This window comes from Oxynema aestuarii AP17 (genome assembly GCF_012295525.1).
In the GTDB taxonomy this organism is placed as follows: Bacteria; Cyanobacteriota; Cyanobacteriia; order Cyanobacteriales; family Laspinemataceae; genus Oxynema; species Oxynema aestuarii.
In genome coordinates this window covers 3,223,748-3,241,029 of the sequence record NZ_CP051167.1, presented here as the reverse complement: position 1 = coordinate 3,241,029, position 17,282 = coordinate 3,223,748, and the positions used below count along the sequence as shown (strand labels likewise).

Annotated in this window: 11 protein-coding genes and 1 tRNA gene; 4 read left to right on the top strand and 8 right to left on the bottom strand. The window is 48.2% G+C overall.

Going from position 1 to position 17,282, the window contains the following annotated elements; translation table 11 throughout:
* The first annotated feature begins 92 nt into the window (after positions 1 to 92).
* On the top strand, positions 93 to 1,151 hold the full coding sequence (locus HCG48_RS13175; RefSeq protein WP_168569566.1) for a DNA cytosine methyltransferase: 1,059 nt from the start codon (positions 93 to 95) through the stop codon (positions 1,149 to 1,151).
* A gap of 72 nt (positions 1,152 to 1,223) precedes the next feature.
* On the opposite strand, the gene HCG48_RS13170 is transcribed toward HCG48_RS13175, so the two are convergent.
* The 4 genes from HCG48_RS13170 to HCG48_RS13155 all read right to left on the bottom strand — a co-directional run bounded on the left by HCG48_RS13170 (position 1,224) and on the right by HCG48_RS13155 (position 5,729).
* The gene (locus HCG48_RS13170) at positions 1,224 to 1,931 is read right to left on the bottom strand and encodes an Eco47II family restriction endonuclease (RefSeq protein ID WP_168569565.1); all 708 of its coding nucleotides are present in this window, start codon (positions 1,929 to 1,931) and stop codon (positions 1,224 to 1,226) included.
* Between the two features lie 541 nt (positions 1,932 to 2,472).
* Positions 2,473 to 4,434, bottom strand: coding sequence for a CHAT domain-containing protein (locus HCG48_RS13165; protein WP_168569564.1), 1,962 nt, complete (start codon positions 4,432 to 4,434; stop codon positions 2,473 to 2,475).
* A gap of 26 nt (positions 4,435 to 4,460) precedes the next feature.
* Entirely contained in the window at positions 4,461 to 4,973 is a 513-nt protein-coding gene (locus HCG48_RS13160; RefSeq protein ID WP_168569563.1) for a tetratricopeptide repeat protein, read from the bottom strand.
* A gap of 165 nt (positions 4,974 to 5,138) precedes the next feature.
* Complete coding sequence (locus tag HCG48_RS13155; protein WP_168569562.1) at positions 5,139 to 5,729, bottom strand: hypothetical protein; 591 nt, start codon at positions 5,727 to 5,729, stop codon at positions 5,139 to 5,141.
* 1,063 nt (positions 5,730 to 6,792) lie between these two features.
* Between HCG48_RS13155 and HCG48_RS13150 the strand changes: the two genes are divergently transcribed.
* Together HCG48_RS13150 and HCG48_RS26490 are read left to right on the top strand one after the other, a co-directional pair.
* Entirely contained in the window at positions 6,793 to 7,398 is a 606-nt protein-coding gene (locus HCG48_RS13150) for a hypothetical protein (RefSeq protein WP_168569561.1), read from the top strand.
* Between the two features lie 4 nt (positions 7,399 to 7,402).
* Complete coding sequence (locus HCG48_RS26490; RefSeq protein WP_281361999.1) at positions 7,403 to 7,534, top strand: hypothetical protein; 132 nt, start codon at positions 7,403 to 7,405, stop codon at positions 7,532 to 7,534.
* Between the two features lie 321 nt (positions 7,535 to 7,855).
* Here HCG48_RS26490 and HCG48_RS13145 read toward each other — a convergent pair whose 3' ends face one another.
* From HCG48_RS13145 to HCG48_RS13130, 4 genes are all read right to left on the bottom strand, one after another.
* On the bottom strand, positions 7,856 to 9,088 hold the full coding sequence (locus HCG48_RS13145) for a DNA double-strand break repair nuclease NurA (RefSeq protein WP_168569560.1): 1,233 nt from the start codon (positions 9,086 to 9,088) through the stop codon (positions 7,856 to 7,858).
* A 119-nt stretch (positions 9,089 to 9,207) separates the two neighbouring features.
* Positions 9,208 to 10,062: an HAD family hydrolase gene (locus HCG48_RS13140; protein ID WP_168569559.1), complete on the bottom strand. Its 855-nt coding sequence runs from the start codon at positions 10,060 to 10,062 to the stop codon at positions 9,208 to 9,210.
* Between the two features lie 213 nt (positions 10,063 to 10,275).
* A tRNA-Gln gene (locus HCG48_RS13135) sits at positions 10,276 to 10,347 on the bottom strand.
* Positions 10,348 to 10,510: 163 nt separating this feature from the next.
* On the bottom strand, positions 10,511 to 13,963 hold the full coding sequence (locus HCG48_RS13130; RefSeq protein WP_168569558.1) for an ATP-binding protein: 3,453 nt from the start codon (positions 13,961 to 13,963) through the stop codon (positions 10,511 to 10,513).
* 1,841 nt (positions 13,964 to 15,804) lie between these two features.
* Here HCG48_RS13130 and HCG48_RS26055 point away from each other — a divergent pair.
* The gene (locus HCG48_RS26055) at positions 15,805 to 17,253 is read left to right on the top strand and encodes a PAS domain-containing sensor histidine kinase (protein ID WP_375339310.1); all 1,449 of its coding nucleotides are present in this window, start codon (positions 15,805 to 15,807) and stop codon (positions 17,251 to 17,253) included.
* Positions 17,254 to 17,282 lie beyond the last annotated feature (29 nt).

Genomic DNA, 17,282 nt, shown 5'->3' with positions numbered 1-17,282 from the left:
TTCAATGAATGAGGAAATCAGCATATAGAATATTTTTTCTATGCTTTTTTGAGGTAAAATCTATATTTCCCAATCGTCATTGCTATTGACTCATGAGTGCTACCGAGTTTACGCAGTTAAATTTATTAGAATTACCCGACTTACCTTATCAACATCCTGATGTTCCCCTTCAGACGAAGGTTACAGTCAATGCGATCGAACTGTTTGCAGGGGCGGGGGGCTTAGCATTGGGATTGGAGAAAGCCGGATTACATACTCAAACGTTAGTCGAAATCGATAAAGATGCGGTTGGCACCCTACAATACAACCGACCTCATTGGAAAGTCATTCATGACGATGTATCCCGAGTCTGTTTTCAAGATATGTCGGCGGATGTAGTAACAGGTGGATTTCCCTGCCAAGCTTTTAGTTATGCCGGGAAAAAACTAGGGCTTGAAGATACGAGAGGCACCTTATTCTATGAATTTGCCCGATGCGTAAAAGAAGTCCAACCTAAACTATTTTTAGCTGAAAATGTTAGGGGATTAATTAGTCATCGAAAAGGTGAAACTCTCCAAGCGATTATATCGGTATTGGAATCCCTCGGTTATCAAGTCCAATATCGTTTACTCAATGCCGTCAATTATGACGTCCCTCAAAAACGCGAACGAGTCATCATCATTGGAACTCGCCCGGGGATTAGCTTTCGTTATCCCCAACCTTCGGATAAAATTCTCACCCTCCGCCATGCACTGAAAGACGTTCCCCCTTCAGAAGGAATGAAATACAGCCCGAAAAAAGCTGCAGTTTTAGCATTGGTTCCGCCGGGAGGATGTTGGCGACATTTACCGGAAGATATTCAGAAAAGCTACATGATGAAAAATTATTATTTAGGAGGTGGTAAAACAGGAATCGCACGGCGTATTGCTTGGGATGAACCGAGTTTAACACTGACTACTTCTCCTTCACAAAAACAAACCGAACGCTGTCATCCTGACGAAACCCGACCCTTTACCGTCCGGGAATATGCTAGAATTCAAACTTTCCCCGATGATTGGCAGTTTATGGGTGGTATTGGCTCTCAATACAAACAAATTGGTAATGCGGTTCCAGTGAATTTAGCCTATCATTTGGGACGAGCCATTCTCCATGCTTTATCTCATGAATCCTAATGAATCTTAACCCGGTAAATCTGGCTAAAATTATGTTTTTTATGGTGTGATTTGCCTTGGTTTATAAAACAGTTAGAAAGCTTTATTAAAAAGATCTTGAAAGGCGAACTTCTCCGAACTACTCAATTCAGTGCTAGAGGTTAAATGACTAATGACTTGGGGTAAAACGTCAAAAAGCATCTTCAAAGATTGTTCGCAATCTGTCGCTAAATCATAAAAGTCTTGACCGCTTATTTTCCTGATTTTTTCGTTTCTTGGTCTTGGCTGTTTAGTTTTATTATCGGAAGGAGTGAAACAGTCATTGTAGTGTTTTTTTGAAGACGGTATTATTTCTACATAATAGGCTGTAAATTGATGATATTTTGGTCGAGATAAAGAGTCAAGTAAAGTATCGTAAATCCTAACTTTATCGCTTCCTTTGGTGGTATTGTATTTATTTTTAATTTCGGCAATGATTCGTTTATTAGGATTGCAAATATCTATCGTTTGACCGACCCCAAGATTTTGCCATCCATTGAGGTTGCCCAGAATTTCTTGATGAAAGTAACCGATTGAATTTTGTAAACTTTTTTGTGCTTGTCGGATTTTTTCTTTCTCAATCCACTTATCGTAGCTGATGCTGGATAGAGAAACCTCAAATAAGGCGGAAAACGGATCGATGATGTTTTTATGAATGTCCGTTGTTCCTTGAGCTTTGCGAAAAGCTGACAAGACGTTACTAACGGCTGCTTCTAATTTGCTGTCAGTAATATAAGGTAAATATTGATTTTGATTCGTCATAGAAGTGCGATCGCCGAACCGATTTCTGCATTAGACGGTATCACGCCAAAATCTAAGGGTCAATGAGATTGGCCGGAGAAAATTCAGTTGTTAATTCCAACGAACGAGGCTATAGGAATCCTAAATGATTTGTAACGGAAGTAGGGAGCAAGATGCTCCCACTCCCAAGGGGTCTGGAGGGATCGCCCTGACTCGACTGATTTAGGAATGCTATATAGTGAGAGGGTGGCTTGCACTTTCCAGGTGGTGGCGCGATCGCCCCCTATGACCCCTCTACCTCCCTCCCGCTAATTCCCGGTCGGCCTCGTAGTCCGGACAATCGCCATCGGAACCCTCGGGACGAACCGCGCAAACCGACGCCCAATAATGAGCGCAATACACACAAGTTTTGCAAAGGCGGGGGATCTTCATTTCATCGAGGGGCGATCGCGTCTCCTTTTGCTGTAGCCTCCCTGCCTCGTTGCCTCGTCTTCTATCTAAAAACCTCAATGACACCGATCGCTCTTTGGAGGAGAATCGCCTCACCTCAGAGAGAGTTGAGTCATTGCGCCTCCCCAATCAAGGTAAAGGCTGCCCAGTTTTGTGGGTTCGGATACTGCTGCATGGTGAGGAGCATCGCTTGACGGAGTGCCTGGGCTTTATCGCTACCATCGAGCCAGTTTTTGTAGAACTCGCGCATCAGATAGGCAGTGGCCGCATCATCCACTTTCCACAACGATACCAAAACGCTGGGTACACCAGCCGAGATCAACGAGCGGGATAAGCCCACCACTCCATCACCAGTAATTTTCCCCCGTCCCGTATCGCAAGCAGATAGCACCACCAACTCGGCGTTGAGGTCAAGCTCAAAGATTTCCTCCGCTTTCAGAAATCCGTCGTCGGAGCTAGTCGGGGTTAGGGCAATCCAACTGCCAATCCCGCGATTCGGGTCAAAGCTGCCGTGAGTAGCGAGATGGATAATGCGTGACGAGAGCATCTGCTCCACCACTACCGATTCGGTGGCTTGAGACCCAATCAAGGGTGTGACCTTAAGTAGTTGGGCGATCTCTTGGGCTTCTTCTTCTGCACCGGGTAGGGGAGATAGCGGCTGAGGTGGTTGTCCTACAGAGGGCATTGTGGGATTCCCAACAATGAGTAGGTTGTCCTTCCTTTCCCTTTGAGCCAGTTTTTGCTGCCGGGTCAAATCCAGCACTTGAATCGAAGGCGCGGTGAGAACGGTATGCTTTTCAATCAGATAGGTGCCGTTCGCATCTTGCAGGGCTGGAAACGGCACCAGGAACAGGGAAGCTTGAGGAACGAAAATCACTCGTTCTTCTGGATCGGTTGGCAGTAAATCGGAGATTGGTTCAATCAATAACTGATGGAGTTGCTCCCATTCTCTTTGCTGTGGTTGAGCTATTGTAACCCTTTGCTGTTGTGTGGCTTCCTGATTGAAATCAATAGTCCCATCACTGCGAACCTCCGTTCCTCCATATCCAGTTTGGGCAACCCTGATATGCCGACGACAAACGTAATTGTTGAAACATCTCCCTTCGGCTATGAGTTGAGCTAAAAAACTATTTTCTTCCTGCCATAAAAATTTGAGATTGCTACGTCGAAATACTATCTCTCCGGTGGGTTTAATTACCCAAATATATAGCTCTGATTCCCGCCATTTATTTAAGTTTTTAACAAAAAATTCATCATAAATTTGCGAATATTGTACGATCGTAGCATTTTGCTCGACAGCAATTTCTTTGATTTTAATCAGATCTACTGGAGTTACAGTCAAATCTCGATCTTCAATATTGGTCACTTGTTGGGCAAGCAATTCCACGAAGGCTCTGGCTCGCCCTCGTTCAGCCACTTCGAGAGCTGCATCGGTACGATTTTTTAAGACTAAAACTTTTTGGAGGATTTCGTAAGTTTTTACGTGCTTTTCAAATAATGATATTTTTTGTTCGTCACTTAAGCCTGGGCGAAGTTCTTCTATGAACTGTATTGCTTCAAACAAATATTTTGATGCTTGGTTATAATTTTGTTTTTTATCGTACAGTCGCCCTAAATTATATAGAGTGTTAATCGCTCCAATTTTATCTCCAATTTTTTGAAATATTCCCAAGGATTCTTGATAGGCTTCTTGAGCTATATCATAATTTGTCAGATTCTGGTAAACTAGACCCAAGTTATTCAAAGCAATTCCCTGTCCTGCTCGATCTCCAATTTCTTGAGCGATCGCTAAAGAGCGTTCATAGTAATACTCTGCTTCGGGATATTCTTGACGATTATTGTGAAGCGCTCCTAAATTATTTAAAGCAATACTTTCACCTGCTCTATCTCCTATCTCTTGAAAAATCAATAAGGATTTTTCATAAAAATTTTGTGCTGTTCCGTATTCTTGAATCTTGTCATAAACTACCCCAAGATTATTGAGTGCATACCCTTCTCCTCGGCGGCTGCCAATTTTTTGATGAAGCCGCAAAGATTGCTCGTAGTATTGTTTAGCATAAATATATTGTCCCAATGCTAGGTGAAGATTTCCCAGCCCAGTTAAAGTAGTACCTTCAGCTTTTTTTTTCCAATTTCCCGAAAAATAACTAAGGCTTGTTCGTAGTATTGTTGAGCTACTGCATATTCTCCTAAATTTCGATACACTAATCCCAATCCCTTGAAAGAATTGCCAATTCCTAATCGATCGTCAAGTTGTTGGAAAATGCTGAGAGACTGTTCGTAAAATTCTTGAGCTCGACTGTACTCTCCCAGATCGGCATAAACCAGTCCGAGGTGATTAAGAGTATTACCTTCTTGACTTTTGTCATTAATCATTCGATAGATTTTTAGCGCTTGTTCATATGATTGTAATGCTTCGGCAAATTCACTGCTTTCGTACTGTTCTTTCCCCGCATCTATCAGCCGATCTGCTTCCTGTTTTTGTTCCTCCTCCGTTTGAGCGTTGGCTACCTCAACGAATTCTTTGTGCTGAATCGCTGTTACTACATGAGTGCCAACCATCAACATGAGCACAAGTACAGATAGGCGAAGATACTTGTATCGAAATAACATAGTACAAACTCTCCCAACACTTATCGAAAAACACTTCAGCGATCGTCTTTAGTTGTCATCAGTTTCCCATAATTTCATCCGGTTGACTTGAAAGAGTGCAAATTTTTCACTACCAAAAGCCTATCCTGGTTAGGAACATTAGTATTTTTCATTGACATTTTCTAATCAACGAGTTCCTCCTCCAACTCTTGGGATTGGAGTTGCACCCCTTTCCGATGATGGTAAACTATGGTTGTTATTTCTCCCATTATCTCTAAAACAGTTCATAGTTGGGCTACGACTTCCTCCTGATACTCTATGAATTGGTGTTGGATCGATATTTATTCTTATCCCCATCGTCTCCACAACAGAGTTATTATTTTCACCATCATCTAAGACTGTTTCGGCTTCCTTAACCTTGATTTTTTCTTCTTCAACACATTGGTTTTCTACGTTTTGACTATCCGTTAAATTTATCTTGACAAACTCGATATCATTTAACTCAAAACCATAAAATTCTTCTCCCTGTATTTCTAATTCAGTCTTCATTGAATTATCTAATTTTAAATCCTCTAAATATCTATACATCAACCCATTTTTCAAAAACATTCCTGGTTTTATAGTTTTTATTTGACTTCCTTTGGGTGCAATCGAATCACAGTTATAACAAGATTGACGGGATAACAATTGGAGATTTGTTGACGCTCCTACTTCTTTGGTAGAACTGACATGTCCAATTAAAAATAATACGAGAATCCTCAAAAAGTTAGATTTCATTTTTTTGAACTCCCTTTATTTGTCTTTAAATATTCTTGAAATCACATACAAACTCTCAGCTCATTGGCAAAGTTGAACGAATATAAATGAGCAATTTATGACAAAAAAATGCTAAATATCAAGCGGTTGATAGTAAAACAGCATAGTAGATGCTCCCTAACTGTATTCAAGAAATTTAACTCTTGTTATAACCTAGTACAGTTCCAATGTCTACATAATTGAAAGGCTTTGAAAGAATCTGTTCCCTCCAATAACATCGCCCTGAGAGTGTGACACGCTAAAGGGAAGCCAGACAAGGCCGCTTTCCATTGGCGCCGATCGCCAAGTCCCTCCCAAACAGAATCGCTCGCTCCTGTCCTTTCTCATCAAAGGTACTCAATCTAAGTGTTACTGACCGACCGTATCGATCGCGTCTCCTTTCACGGTAACCTCACCGGGTGCGTAAATTTATGCGGGCAGAGTAGCGCGAAATACTCCCAACGTATCGATGTACTGAACGAATTTGACAATCCGCCCGTCGCATAATGTCCACACCGAAGCCTTGGGCGCGCGCATGGATTTCCCCGTCGCTTTGTAGGTACCGCGACGACAGCTCGATACAAATGCCGGACAATCTCGACGTTATTCATGGCTGAATCAATCAAATGAGGAAGCTTGTGTTATCGCTGCGAAATCGTCACCTTTCGTCAAAATTGTTTCAATTTGATAATAAAAAGCTCCTGACCCGCTTGTCCGTGTTATGACGTAGATAGGCGTCTCCATCATCAATTAGCTCGTTTGGATTGATTTGAATCGTTCGCTCATTAGACTTTTTCATAAATTTGCCGATTTGTACTGAGGAATTTGCTAGCTAATTTTAATCATTCACTTGTTATTGGACTTCAAATAATCGAGTCAAAATCTTGATAAAGCCTACGCCGTTGCTTCCCAGGAATATATTTAATATATTAGTAAAATCATTCTGGGAAAGTGTGACGAGACTTATTGCCTCTTTTGGCTTGAATGAGAGGTCAGCCGGAGGACTATTATGAAGATAACGCTCGGAGATCTCCACAAACTAATATTGTCTTTACGATTAATTTTTTGGGGAATTTTGATTTGCTTGGTCGATGTTACACTTTCTAAGCCCGTAGATTGGGGATCCGTTCAATTCGATTTGGTTCATGATTTTATTGGGATGCTCTTGATGGTCTACGGCACAATTCACTTATCTAAAATAAAGATTGGTGGTTGCTACCCAAAAAGTATGTCTTTCGTAAAAAATGTGACCATTTTAGGAGCGATAGACGCCCTGCACGAACACTTTATTTACGAATTTCCTTTATGGGTATTAGCATTGAGGATCTTTTACTTTTTTGCCAGCCTCGTCGCTATTATTGTTTTTTGTGTGGCGATGCGATACTTTAGTCAAAAAGTAGGATTTTCCAAATCAATAAAACGGTGGAAAACTACTGGATTGTTATTTTGGTTTATTTATCTTATTCCTTTTTTCTTCTTCTGTTTAATATTTGGGATAGCCATCCTGGCAAAGACATCGATTAATTATACCTTTCATCCTTTTTGGATGTTAGTTCTTTTACCCGTGACTTTGACTCCCTGGATTCATGGTTTAGTGTCGCTCTCGACTATGAAATCTGAAGCTCAATCGATGTTGCGTTTTTGTACTTAAAACGATGCCAAAAGTAACGATCTCCACGGGTTCTCAAATTGCCACCAAAGCAGGGGCGCAAGTCGCCGACCGGGGGGAATACCGTCACTACCGCCCTGGAGGTGGCTCGAATCGTAACCGTTTGCGGCTTCGGTAACGATCTCGTCTCCGACCTGTGGCAAGCCGCTTTCGACTTTTTCCGTTACTTTTCCGTTACTTTGTTCCCCTGGCGAAGTCTCTTGGAATCCACATCCAACTCGAATCGCTCAGTCCGCGCCGTTGTGCCGCCTTCAATTATCTTCAAAACAGACCCCTCCCATCCTCAATCGAGCCGATCGCCGCCCCCTATGACCCCTCTACCTCCCTCCTGCTAATTCCGGATCGGCCTCGTAGTCCGGACAATCGCCATCGCAACCTTCTGGACGAACCGCGCAAACTAACCCCCAACGACGAGCGCAGGGGAGCCGATGGGACCGTGCTAAGCGATACTGCCGCGCTTGCGAGCTTCCTTATACGAAATCCCCACATTGGTCAATCCCGCCTTAATCATTTCCCGCTCTAACAAGGCGAAGAAACGAGCCCGATCGCCGCCACGAACCACCGCCTGATTGTGAGCCTCCGCCAGGGCAACCGGATAGCCATATCCTTTGTGAACTTGTCCCAACACCAAACTCAACGCCATTTCAAAAGTTTCTCGATCTTGTGCCACCCACTCCGGAACATCCACCCGCGCCACCTCCGGACCGACATGCAAGTAACAAAAATAAACACGGAGGCGATCGTCGTATAAATCCAAAATCCGCGACGAACTGCGCCATAACGGGCTACGCTGTCCCGGTTCCAACACCGACGCCCAAAAGGTCGCATCTCGTAACGGGTCGAACACCTGACACGGCGCTTTATTCTCGTAAGACCGCGCGATCGCATCCGCATCGATCGGACAGTGAGTGAAACAGTCCGGATGGTCGTAGGGACAAGCTTGCAAGCGCAAAAAGCTCAACGCTTCCCCACTGCGGGACGCACTTAAATAGCCCACTAATGGCACCTTCGCCACTCGCAGGCGTTCCCACGCCGATAAAATACCCGACAGAATCTCGTGGCGGGCGTCAGTCGGGAGGGGTTCCAAAAACCAGTACACTAACGAACCGTCTACCATTGCTAAAATAGGCACGGCGGTTGACGAGGGGTCTTCCCCGGCTTGCTGCGATCGCCACCAACACCCCAAATCAGCTAACGCCGTCGCTTCGGAAACCGCCCGCCGATACCCCATCCACTCTTCCGTTCGGATTCCCCATTTCAACGATCCGTACAAATCCTCGGGTTTGTAAAACACTTCGGGCAAGCTATCGAGTAAAGGTAACCGACTTTGACCGTAGTGCAGTAAAACCCGACCGATATTAATCAAATAACAATAAGCAATTTCGTGATGAGAAGGGGCGATCTGAGAACCGTCCGTCGCCAAAACCGTTTGTACCTGCGGCGGCGTGGCGATGTAGGGGCGCATATCGAGGGGTTCGACGGGAACCGCCGGAGAAAAAGCCATCCGATCTTGCCAGTCTTCCCGTTCCGCAATCAAAATGGCTTGGCGCTGACTGGCTCGATCGAGCAGCATTTGAGCTTGTTCCAAGCGCGATCGCGCCGCTTCCGCTTCTTTGGTCAAATGCTGGCTAATTCCCTGCATTTGCCGCGCAATTTTGTTTAAATCAAGCATTTAGATTTTAGATTGAGACGGTGAGCGGTTTGTCAATGAGATGGACACGGAATATCAGTTTGCGGGGAAGACGAGCATCGCGATCGCCCTATGTCAATGCTCGACAGCTTAACTCTTGCCTACTCACTCCCGATTCCCGATTCCCGACTCCCGACTCTCCACTCCCCAAAACCCCGACCGAACCGATCCAAGGACAGTAACTCGATGCTGGGATGAGCTCGGGCTGCCGATCGCTCCCCGGTCGTGTTATAGCCCCAATCGGCTAAATAAAGGGCGATCGCGTCGAGTTCGGGGTATTTTCGCACGGCTTCCAGGGTTTTAAACCGATCTTCGACAAACCAAATCTGAGGCGGTTGCGGTTCTTGCGCGAGTAATGTTTTGAGGATATCCGGCTTCGGTCGTTTCACGCCTTTTCCGTAGACCGCATCGCGATCGAGTTCGATTCCTTGTTGTCCCAACAGCGATCGCACGAAGCGTTCCTCTTTCGTCGTAATAATGACCAGTTTAATCCGTTCGCCAAGGGACGCCGAAGCTGTATCCCCCGTCTCTGCAGGATCCACCAGGGGCTTGATGCGTGCGATCGTTCCCGGATAAAAGCGATGCAACGACAGCCACCCGTCTAAATCCGAGGCGATCCACTCGTCGCGAATCCGATCCAGGCGGGCGGCGATCGCCCCGGGATCGAGATCCTCTTGGGTGACGATCTTTTGGGAGATCGTCCCCCAATCCCGTAAAATCTGCTCGTCGGGCACCCCTTTGAGCAAAGCCCGGATCAATACGGGCATCTCCCAACCCGTTTCGATGACGGGTCGCAACGGATAAAACCGTTCGGCTAAACCGGAAGGGGCGATCGCGGTCTCACCCTCCCAAATCTGGGCGTAAGTTCGCCACGCACTTTGAAAATATTCGATCGAACCGTCGCAAAGAACGCCGTCAAAGTCGAGGGCTAGCAGGGTGGGAATCGGTGCAACCATAGGCAAAATTCGCGCATCTCAGGGTCTATCTTCCCATATCTTCTACCCGTCGGGGGCGATCGCCCCTCGCCGGACTCCCACAGGACAAAGCCCGCCTCCTCGAAGGAAAGCGGGCTGGGTGTAGATGCTATACTCTGATGGCAAGCGTCCTCTATTCGAGTGGGTTAACTGAGAATCGACTCTCATCGAATCCGTTAACTTTGATTCGGCCAACTGGGGCGGAAGGATTCGAACCTCCGAATGGCTGGACCAAAACCAGCTGCCTTACCACTTGGCGACGCCCCATCGACTTAACCTTCGTTATCTTAGCAGTTCATCCCCGAAGTTTGTCAACTGTTTTAGAAAAAATTTTTTCTTTTTCTTTCGTTTTCGGCGATCGCCGAAGCTGCGATCGGCTGAAGCTGGCCGGATCGATCCCCATCGGACGGCGGTTTTGGGTCGCGGCGATTCAGGCGCACCAACTGGCGACGGCGGGCTGTTTGACGGGAATTTCGATAATAAATTCGCAGCCGTTGCCCGGTTCGGACTCGCAGGTGAGGTGGCCGCCGTGTTTCTCGACCACGATCTTATAACTGATCGACAGGCCCAACCCCGTTCCTTTACCGACGGGCTTGGTGGTGAAGAACGGATCGAACAGTCGTTTTTTCACCGATTCCTCAATTCCCGGGCCGTTATCGCGAATTTTAATTTTGACGTGAGACGGATTCCCTCGGGGGTCGGTTTGACAAACTTCTGTCGAGATCGTGAGGATCTGGGGATGGGGTTGGTTTTCCAACGCATCCATAGCGTTCGCCAAAATATTCATAAACACCTGATTGAGCTGTCCGGCGTAGCATTCGACGCGCGGCAAATCCCCATATTCTTTCACCAGTTCGATTCCGAGGTGTTTGCCCCTCGGTTTCCAGCGATTGTGCAGGATCAGCAAGGTATTGTCGATGCCTTCGTGAATGTCTACGGGCTTCATTTCCGCTTCGTCCAAGCGGGAGAAATTGCGCAGGGAGACGACGATCTGGCGGATGCGATCGGCGCCCATGTGCATCGACGAGAGAATTTTGGGCAAATCCTCCACCAGGAAATCGAGATCGATTTCTTCGGCTTTTTCTTTGAGTTCCTCCACCGGATCGGGATAGTAAAGCTGGTAAGCTTCGAGCAGTTCGAGTAAGTCTTGGGTATAGTTGTTGGCGTGAACGAGGTTCCCCGTAATAAAGTTGACCGGGTTATTGATTTCGTGGGCAATTCCGGCGACCATTTGACCCAAGCTCGACATTTTCTCGGTTTGAATTAATTGCGCTTGGGTTTGTTTGAGATTTTGCAGAGCTTCGCTGAGTTGTTGGGCTTGGGTTTGGGCGGCGAGGGCGGCGGCGTGAGTTTGGGCGTAGAGTTCGGCTTGGTCGATCGCCAGGGAAAGCTGATCGACGACGGCTTGTAGGAGTTCGACCTCGCTTTGACTCCACGGACGCGGGCCGCTACAGTGGCTGCACACCACCGCCCCGAGTTGACCGGAACGAGTTTCCAACGGTAGCATCAGTTCGGAGGTAATGCCCATTTCGGCAATCAGCGATCGCGTCGTCTCTTCGACATCGGTGGCGCTGGTGATGTCGTCGATGCGTAAGGCTTGTAAATTGCGGATTTTAACGGCAAGTTCGGCGCTTTGTTGCGGAGGATATTCGCACAGCAAGCTCGGTAATTCCGGGGCGCGGGCTTCGTGGGTGACCGTCAGGGTCGGCTGTTTGGCAATGGGTAGGTACCACAAGAAATGACAGCGATCGATTTGCAAGACGCTGCGGATTTCGTGAACGGCAGTTTCTAAAATCGTATCTAAATCGAGGGAGTTGCGGATTTGGCTGGCGAGGCGGAACAGCAATCCTTCCCGGCGCGAGAGTAGGGCTTCTTTCGCCCAGGCGCGATCGACGGCGACGGCGAGACCACTGGTGACCCATTCGAGGGCGCTGCGGATGGCGGCGATCGCGCAATGACGGGAAATCACGGCGATCGCCCCGACGAGGCGATCCTCAACCATCAACGGATAAACCAACCAGTTAGCCCGATCCGCTTCGGTTTCTTCTAACAGATCGAGCTTTTCCGTGGCGATCGAACTCTCTCCGTACAGTCGTTGGCGGTTGCACACGACTCGACCGAGAGGGGACATCTGCGAATTGGCCCCACTCTCGCAGGCAATAGCTACCCGCGTCGGAAAGCGATCCTCGTCAAACGGTTCCCCCGCCACCACTTGCCGTTCGAGGAAGTTTGCCGTACTGTTAATAATCCAAATCCCGGTGGAGGTGGCGTCGAGATGGTCGAGACAGATTTCGACCCCCCGTTGCAAAATTTCGGTCAGACTCCCCCCGTCGGAGAGCAACCGCCCCATATCTTGACTGAGATCGGCGATGCGATCGCGCTGGTCGGCGACGGTGGCGTTCGCCTCTTCGCGACCCGAACCCCCTTCTAGATCTTGGTTACACACGATCCCGTCGATCGACAGGAGACGACCTCGGGGGTCAAAAGTCCCCCGACCGCGATCGCGCAGCCGTTTGTAGGTTCCATCGCGATCGACGAGCCGATATTCTAGGTCGAAGGGTTGCGATCGCGCGATGCAAGATTGCATTTCCTCTTCGACCCGTTCGCGATCTTCCGGGTGCAGCATCTGTTTATATTCGGCCCAAGTGTAGCTCGTCCTCCCTCCCGGCCCTCTCGACTCGACCTCGGGTTGTCCAAAACTCTCGACTAAGCCCCCTCCCAGAAAACGGCGCCAGTCGTCATCCTCGAAACCGCTACTGCGATAAACCGCCACGGGTAGGTTATCCACCACAGTTTCGATGGGTATTGGTGTGGCTAAATTTCCCTCTGGCATCATGTTGACTGAATTTTTACTCTCTCGCAAACTATTCGATGCCCTCATGGTGTCCGATCCCCAATCACTTCGCCCTCGAAGACAGGCAATCTCTATGACGGCGCTTTCCCCCGTCACCCCCTCTGACGTTGTTGTTTCGATTTGTGTCGTCCAAATCGCTAAGGGAAGGCCGTTGCGATTTCTCTGCGCCCGCCATTGACTCGTCAGCGCGATCGCTCGTGGCGAACGACGATATCCTCCCTGATGGTCTAGATCGCGTTTCCAATATATGATATCCCCTTGCCAGTCGCCATGCTCCCAAACTCGCTCGCGAATGGTCTCCCAACTCGGATTCCAGTCTCGACCGACGAAGCGATCGATTTGGCGCCCGAGGGCTTCGGATTCTCTCCACCCGTATAGTTTTTCGGCCCCTTGATTCCAGGCAATCACTCGCCCTTTCATGTCGATGCCGATCGTAGCTCCCTCCGGGTTGACATCGCCTTCCGCTTGCGCTGCCCCTCGCCGCTTCTCCCGAGCAACTTCGGCTTTCGTCCAGCTCCACGGCCCGCTAACCCGCCCGCCCGATTGCTCTAAATCCGCTTCGCACAAGCGCGCCAGCGATCGCAAGCTCTCTAGTTGCTCGTCGCTAATCGGCGCCGGGTCGGGGGCGATCGCGCACAAACTGCCCACCCACAAACCGTTGCGGTCGTACAGGTCTTCTTGGAGGTAACGTCGGAATCCCGATTTCAATTTTCCCGCCAACCGACGGTCTGCTTCGACGTCGGCGATCGCCCAACCCTCTCCCCGGGTTCCTTCCTCTCGGGCGATCGCCGCAATTTGCTCGTACAACTGCCCCACTTGCGCCAACCGCTCTCCCGACACCCCCACCGACGCCGCCACCTGCACGGGTTGCTCCCGCGTCAGGACGACTGCCGCGATCGGGGTTTGGCAAATTTGCGCCGTCAAGCGGGTTAGATCCTGCAACGCCGATCCACCGGACTCCGGGGGTCTTTCTCCACCATAGCGCGCTTGTGGAGTCGCATGGGCCGTTCTCACTAAAGGTCTATTCATCGTTGTTTTCTTTTCCCCTCTTGAAGCTGCTCCTCGCTGGCCAATGGCGTTCGCCTGGGAAGTTCTCATCCGGGATCGATCGGCTCTTGTTTCAATAGTACGTTTTGAAATTGCCGATCTGACAGTGTAAAATTGCGGATTTTTCGATCGATTTTTTGAGAATTTTCTTTTCGCAGCCATCAACAACCTTAATATTTTTATTATTTGAGGGATCCGATCGCGATCGCGGCGTTCCCCCCCGGGCTCAATTTTAATGCTTCTCCCCCGAGCAAACTCTCCCGAAATCGATCGCAGTAACCGCTATTCCCGAGGGCGATCGCGCGATCGCGACGGCGATGCCGTTGACTCCCTTTATTGATTAGAGTTCCCGTCGATTCCGGTGGAGAACTCTTAATTTTTAAAGTTATTTTTCAATTTCTTGAAAAGAAAATATTTTTTCGGTAAAGCACTCTCGTTCCCCCTCCCTTTTCTCCCTCCTCTTATCCGGCGTTCGCCCCCAGTTGGGATCCATTTGGGTACCGCGATCGTTACGTTCGCACCTTCGCGAAGCGTCTGCGCCGGAGACTCGCTCGACCCGTTTCGTTCGCCCCCACCCTACTCCGAACTGACCCCCGATCTCCCCATTTCACCCATCGATTTGAATTTGTAACAAATTGCAAAGTTTCCAACTTCCGTTCGCGGCGATCGCTTCCGTAATTCACGCGATTGCTTTCGGGAAAATTGCGTAAGTATTTATACATCTCTCGAACGGTTAAAAAATACGCATAATAGCGGAGCTAATTTTCCCTCAACGGATGACAAGATCGAAGCGAACGAAACTTAATTTTAGGATCGTTGCTCACCCGAGCTGAATGATGCGACAACTCCCCGGCAATCCCCTCTGTTTTAACCTCCGAATCTCTTTCACTAGCCAAGCTCTCTAATTTTCAATCTACCGTTTTAATCTTCGATCCTCCATCCCCTCGCCAATTTCCCCAATTTCATCCACCCTTTATTCAACGCTCCGACTCATGTTATTAACGAAATTTTTGCATTTATTTGAGGGCGCAAACGCTCAAACTTTTCAGAAAATATCAAGATTTTATGATAAAAAAACTGACTGGAACAATCCTCACGATCGCGAGTCTGAGAACAACAAGTCAATCTTCCTTGCCCTAACAGCAATCCCCTCCATACCCCTAATTTTCCCGGCAATCCGATCGAGAGTGGCAGCGTCGCGATGCTCCTCGGGAGACACTTTGCAACAGCCAGCACGAAACCTGAAACTCGATTAGCAATTGCTACATTTTCAAACAAGTTTGAGAATTTTTGAAAACTTTTGTAACTGAAAGCAAGGGGATCGTCCCCTTGCCCGAAGTTTCTTAAGAAAGAATACTCATTCCCCGAAGCCGACCTCTAAAAAGATTACATTTTGTAAACAAAATGACCGCCAATTGGACAAGAAAATTAAGTTTTCCCTAAGTTCGGCAGGCCGTTGTCTAAAGAAATACTAAAAGAATAGATAAAGGTGATCTAGACAACTGAATTCGACGATTTTGTTCGACAACAATTGATAATAAGCACCGAGTTCAGCCTGTTAGGGAAGCTTCAATGTCAAGCCTTCAAGACAAGCGATCGACTTCGGTTTGCACGGCCCTCGATGTAACAGCCTCGACCCCAAAAACGCTATTGAAAAGCGTTCGCGCCATTTGAGCCATTTTGGGCGAGAAGCCAAGCCAGCCATCGATACCGATCTACAACCAATCTATGAGGGGACAGCTCAGGGGTGCAACAGCCATCGCAATCTTCGGATTGCCAGCTCAAATATAGGAGATTCCATCATGTTCGCACCTGCCCGACTCATGAAATCCTCAACCAAAGTCATGCGACTCGAACAACCACAACCCAACGAACAACAAGGCTTTCGCCATGTTATTTCCAAGTTGGGCGATGCCGTTGTCATTCTAGACGCACGGGGTTTGGTCAAATATCTCAATCCTGCCGCCGAAAGTTTATTTATGTGTCCGTCGCGAGAACTATTGGGCAAAGAAATTTTTGGAACGCGGGTGTTCGAGATCGAACAAGGTCAAATTGGTACGGAAACGATTTATCGCATGGGGGAACACGCCTTGCAAGGAACGCGGGTGGTTCAAACCCAAGTTGAAATTTTACGGCGGGGGGTCGAAGATGCGATCGCCGAAATGCGGGTTTCAGAAACGGAATGGGAAGGAGAATTTGCCATTATTGCTTCCTTACGAGATATTACCTCGCGGGTCAAAGCCGAAGAAGCCCTGCGACGCAGCGAAGCCCAATTGAGAGAACAAACCCGCCAACTCGAACAAACGTTACATCAACTCAAACAAACCCAAGCGCAACTGATCCAAACCGAAAAAATGTCCAGTCTCGGTCAACTCGTCGCCGGGATCGCCCACGAAATCAACAATCCGGTTAACTTTATTTCCGGTAACTTAAATTACGCCAACGAGTACGTGCAACAATTGGTGCGCTTGGTCGGACTTTATCAAACCCACTACCCGGAACCCGTTGCCGAAATTCAAGCCTATACAGAAGAAATTGAATTGGACTTTGTGAGTGAGGACTTGCCCCGATTGGTATCCTCGATGAAGATTGGCACCGATCGCATTTGTGAAATCGTGCGATCGTTAAAGAACTTTTCGCGAACCGACGAAGCACAACGCAAGAGCGTTAACATCCACGAGGGACTGCAAGGAACCTTATTGATTTTGCAAAATCGCCTCAAGCCGAAATCGGGAGGGCGGGCGATCGAAGCGATCGAAGAGTACGGTCACTTACCCTCGGTAGAATGTTATGCCGGACAGCTCAATCAAGCCTTTATGAATATCATCAGCAATGCGATCGATGCTTTGGAAGAACACGAGCAGATCGCGCAACCGACGATTTCGATTCGCACCGACCTGCTCGATCGCTCCCAAAGTCCCGACGGCGACGAGCGATCGTGGATCTCGATTCGCATTCGCGATAACGGGCCGGGGATGGACGAAGCGACGAGACAAAAGTTATTCGATCCGTTTTTTACCACCAAACCCGTCGGTAAAGGAACCGGGTTGGGTCTGTCGATTACCTATCAAATTATCGTCGAAAAACATGGGGGTCAACTCGAATGCGTTTCCCGTCGGGGAGAAGGCACGGAATTTATCATTACCATTCCCGTATCCCTCAAAAGCGAGCGTTGCGGGCGAGTCTCCTCCTCAGACCCTACCCGATCGCCCAAGAATGACGCGCCCGGTAGGGATTCGCAGTGTTATCCCTACGACCTTAAGGCGAGTTAAACGGGTACGACGAGACGGAATAGGGGAAC